Origin of the sequence: uncultured Clostridium sp., assembly GCF_947072515.1 — a bacterium.
Lineage (GTDB): Bacteria > Bacillota > Clostridia > Clostridiales > Clostridiaceae > Clostridium.
In genome coordinates this window covers 1-4,378 of sequence record NZ_CAMTIG010000113.1, presented here as the reverse complement: position 1 = coordinate 4,378, position 4,378 = coordinate 1, and the positions used below count along the sequence as shown (strand labels likewise).

Genomic DNA, 4,378 nt, shown 5'->3' with positions numbered 1-4,378 from the left:
GCAGCTGAAAAAGAGGAGAAAGCGAATTTAGATACAGTGTTTAATAGTCTTCCAAAACAAAAACAAGAAAGCATTATGTCAGAGGCTTTAAAAATAGCATTAGCAAAAAGTAATGGATTTGAACCATTTGCTAAATTAATGGCAAATTCAAAAATTAAATATGAGTTACTGAGACAGCTATAGAGTAGGCAAAATTAAAATTAATGGTATTGGAGGAGAAAATGAAAAAAGTAGTTTTTAGCTTAGTATTAGTATTTACAATTCTTGGAGTTATTAAAGTTATCCATGAAGAAAATATAATAGAAAGAGTTTACATTATGGATAAATAAAATAAAAAATGGAGGGATTAATGAAATTAATATCAATAATAATATTACTTGGTGGAGTATTAGCACTACCATTTGGAGTAGCAAAATATAATATGTTTTACAATAAAAAAATAGGAACAGAGTATGCAAAATCTTTAAAAAATAAAGAGAGAGAAGTATTTAAAAGTTCAAAACCTTATACAGAAAATATGGCTCAAACATTAAATAGCTATAAAATGCAATACGATCTAGCAAGTCCAGAAGATAAAATAATAATAGCAAACAATATAAAAATAGAGTTTGCAAATATGAATCCAGAATTGATAGAGAATCCAAATTTAAGATATTTTTTAAATAATATTACGGGAGGAAATTTATAATGAAAAAATTATTAATGCTAGTATCGGTTTTAGTATTACTTATAGGATGTGAGGAAGTAGAAGCTACAAAAACATCTACTCAAATAGAAAGCCAAAAACAAGAAGAGTTGTCAAGACAAGCTATGTTAGCTGTAGATTTACCTAATATAAAAAATTTTTATGAGAAAAAAACATATAAAAAAATACTTGAAATGAGAGACAATCCAAAACTTATCAATTTTCTATATACCAAAAATGAAATGACAGGGAAATGGGTGTATGAAGGTAAATGTATAGGATTTGGAATACCTTATTCAACTCAGTACACTAATCCAGAAAAAATGGGTTTCCGTGGGAATTCTCAATGGGGTAGTCATTATACCATACCACAGGCAGACCCAAACGGTTTATATTCTACTCCAAATGGGACTGCAACATGGATAATAAAAGTTGATGATAATGGACTGCAAACAGTTGAGTATATAGAGAGTGAAATAAGAGTAACTCAAAATAAATTAAATAAAAGGCTTGTTGAATCTTGGAGTTTAACTGAAAATTATTAGGAGGAATTAAATGAAGGATATGCAGTTTTGGATTATAATGTTAGCGGCAGGAAGTTTATATTGGAATTATCTATTATGTAAGAAATTGAAAGTAGTAGAAATTGAAAGGCAAAATGATTATAAAGTTTATTTATCTAAAGGTGTTAAAATGGTAGATGATTATGAAACCTTAGAAAAAAATAAGAATAAAAAAATTAAAGAGTTGGAAGAAAAATGTGAATTTTTCAAAGGAATAAGCGAAAGAAAGATAAAAAGAGTTGATAAATTAACAGAAATACGAGATGCTCTAGAAGAAAAATATAGCAATTTAGAGTGGGCTTACGATATATTATTAGAAGCGTATAATCAAAATGCTTTAGATTTACATTTTTGGAACTTACTTTTAACAGCAGATAGAGAAACAAAAAGAAAATTTATCAGAACTGGAAAATATAAAGTTTACAGTTTAGAAAATGGACAAGTGGTATTTGAGGTAGCTTAAATGACTGGTACGAGGATTTTAATAATTAGTAGTAATGATTTAAAAGAATTTGAACAAAAATTAATAGATACAAATACAGAACACGATATAGTTGATGTAGATGAAAATAAAATATGTAAAACTTATGTTGCTAGAGTAACAATACAAATTTAAAAATTATATGTTATAATAACATCATTAAAACTTTTTAAGGGGGATAATGATGAAAAAAATATTATTTTGTTTATTTATTTGTTTGGTATTTATAGGATGTGGTGATAAAAAAGAAGAAATTAAACAGGTAGAAAAATTACCATTTAGTTATGAAAATTATGTGGCTCAGAAAACGTCCGTTAAGTACCAATCAAATGTTCTATTAGAAATTCAAGATGAAAAAATTCCAAATGTAGAGGATATGAAACGAATTTTTGAAAGAATAAAAAAAGAAAATAATGAATACAAAAATTATTTTATGAATTTTTATGTAGTAAACAAAGATATATCTTTGTTTAGATTCAGTCAACTGAGTGATGAAAAAATTAATATTTCTAATTCGTGGAGTTCATTAATCTTAGATAAAGATATAAAAATTCCAGAAAAATATAATAAAATAAGCGGATTTATAAAATATTCAGATGTTAATTTAAAAATTGGCGAACCAATCGAACAAGTGTATTCAGAATTAGGAAAAACAATTTTTGAAGAGGACAATAGGTTAGTTTATATTATTTTCAATAAAGTAAATGAGTTTATAGGAAATTTGTGTATCTTTCCTAAAGACGGAAAAATAGATAAAATTGAATTTACTCCAGGAAAAATGATAACTGAAGAAGAAAATGAAAAAATTAAAAATTATTTTTTAGGAAATAAAGAAATAAGTGTTAAGTTATTTGAAAATAGAAACGGAATTAATATAGAATTAAAAAATCTTGGGAAAAAGTTTGATATAGCTAAGAGAAGAACTGGGTATGTAGGTCCTACTCTTGAAATTAATGCTCCAAAGAATGCGGAAGTTATAGTTTATAGTGAAGATTATGGATTTGAGATTAATATGTATATAAGAAAAGAAAAAATTTATAAAATAGAAGTTAGACAAATAAATGAGAAAACAGATGATGTCTATAACAAATTTCATGAACAAATTATGATTGCCTATGATTTAGCAACAGAAGATTCTTTTGGTAGAGAAGTTTATGAAATTATGGAAAAAGTGGGGCTTTCATATGAGAGATTTATGAGTAATAAAAAATATACAGAAGAATTTGAGAGTGGGTATTTAAAATATCGTTATATTAATGATGGTGAATTTAATATATTTCAAATAGAAAATATAAATTAAGCATAACCTGCTCCTGCAACATGGAGGAAAAGTGGGAAAAGAGCAAAAGAAAATAAAAAGTAAATATGATTGTGGAGAATGTGGTACGAATATAATTTTAAGAAAAGAAGATGGGTATTTATCTGTAAATAGTAAATGTAAGAACATAGCTTTAGATGGAACATTTATTAGGTTAAAGTGCAAATGTGGAAAAGGGCATGAAATAAAAATTATTGACATATAAAAAATTATAGATTATACTCAATTCAAATATTAAAGTTTTTTCCAGACTAAAATTAAATATAAAGGTACGGCTTATATACGAGCTGGGGATCTAGGTGACTAGGTTCTCAGCTCTTTTATTTTTTGTAAAAATATTTGGAGGTGTCATGAAAAGAGTAATATTACTAGCAGGACATAATTTTAAAGACCAAGGTTGTCAGGTTAGAGTAGGGGATACGATAGTAACAGAATTTAATCTAACTACATGGCTTGTTGCAGAGATTTTTAAGAAAGAAAGACTTATGAATATAGATTTAGTGGCTAAAGCTAGAAATGACTATAAGGACCTTGTAAGCGAAGTTAATAGCCTTAACGGAAATATACTTATTAGCTGTCATTTTAATGCAGCCAATGGAGTAGCACAAGGAACTGAAGTTTTACATTCATCAAAAAGTGTAAAAGGAAAAAAACTTGCAGGAATAGCACAAAATATTTTAGTTAAAAATTTAGGATTAAAAGATAGAGGGCTACATCCTACTTTACCAGGAGAAAGAGGAGGTTCTATCTTAAACAAAACTAAGCCAGTAGCAATCTTATTAGAACCTTTTTTCTTAGATTCAGTTACAAGTTTTGAGGAGTTATTAGATTTGATGAATAAAACAGCAGATTCAATAGTTGAATTACTAGAGTATTTAGAAAAAAATGAACTTTAAGAGGAAACATGAAAATAGAGAAATTAAAACTAAGTGAAATAACACCTTATGTAAACAATGCTAAAGAACATCCTCAAGAACAAATAGACCAAATAAAATCAAGTATAAAAGAGTTTGGCTTTAATGACCCAATAGCAATAGATGAAAAAAATGTAATTATAGAAGGTCATGGAAGATACATTGCACTTCAGCAATTAGGAGTTGAAGAGATAGAGGTAATAAAATTAGACCATTTAAATGAAGTACAGAAAAAACAATACATAATAGCTCATAATAAATTAACTATGAATACTGGCTTTAATTTAGAAAAACTAAAGTTAGAATTAGAAGCTATCGAAATAAGTGTTGAGGATTTAACTTTAACTGGTTTTGAAATAGAAGAACTAAAAGATTTAAATATTGGAAGTTTAGAAGTTGAAATTGATGAGTTTAAAG

Annotated in this window: 9 protein-coding genes; all 9 read left to right on the top strand. The window is 26.8% G+C overall.

The window, feature by feature from the left end:
- A partial coding sequence (locus Q0W06_RS19285; protein ID WP_297639719.1) for a hypothetical protein occupies positions 1-183 on the top strand: 183 nt, incomplete at its 5' end.
- Between the two features lie 166 nt (positions 184-349).
- On the top strand, positions 350-688 hold the full coding sequence (locus Q0W06_RS19280; protein ID WP_257163274.1) for a hypothetical protein: 339 nt from the start codon (positions 350-352) through the stop codon (positions 686-688).
- Positions 688-1,230, top strand: a complete 543-nt coding sequence (locus Q0W06_RS19275) for a hypothetical protein (RefSeq protein ID WP_297639715.1) — start codon at positions 688-690, stop codon at positions 1,228-1,230. The genes Q0W06_RS19280 and Q0W06_RS19275 overlap by 1 nt, the downstream gene beginning before the upstream one ends.
- 10 nt (positions 1,231-1,240) lie before the next feature.
- Positions 1,241-1,711: a hypothetical protein gene (locus Q0W06_RS19270; protein ID WP_297639712.1), complete on the top strand. Its 471-nt coding sequence runs from the start codon at positions 1,241-1,243 to the stop codon at positions 1,709-1,711.
- Entirely contained in the window at positions 1,712-1,864 is a 153-nt protein-coding gene (locus Q0W06_RS19265; RefSeq protein WP_297639709.1) for a hypothetical protein, read from the top strand.
- 49 nt (positions 1,865-1,913) lie between these two features.
- Positions 1,914-3,029 (top strand): hypothetical protein, encoded by a 1,116-nt coding sequence (locus Q0W06_RS19260; RefSeq protein ID WP_297639706.1) that lies wholly within the window; start codon positions 1,914-1,916, stop codon positions 3,027-3,029.
- A 31-nt stretch (positions 3,030-3,060) separates the two neighbouring features.
- Complete coding sequence (locus Q0W06_RS19255) at positions 3,061-3,252, top strand: hypothetical protein (RefSeq protein WP_297639704.1); 192 nt, start codon at positions 3,061-3,063, stop codon at positions 3,250-3,252.
- 145 nt (positions 3,253-3,397) lie between these two features.
- Entirely contained in the window at positions 3,398-3,943 is a 546-nt protein-coding gene (locus tag Q0W06_RS19250) for an N-acetylmuramoyl-L-alanine amidase (RefSeq protein WP_297639702.1), read from the top strand.
- An 8-nt stretch (positions 3,944-3,951) separates the two neighbouring features.
- A partial coding sequence (locus Q0W06_RS19245) for a ParB/Srx family N-terminal domain-containing protein (protein WP_297639700.1) occupies positions 3,952-4,378 on the top strand: 427 nt, incomplete at its 3' end.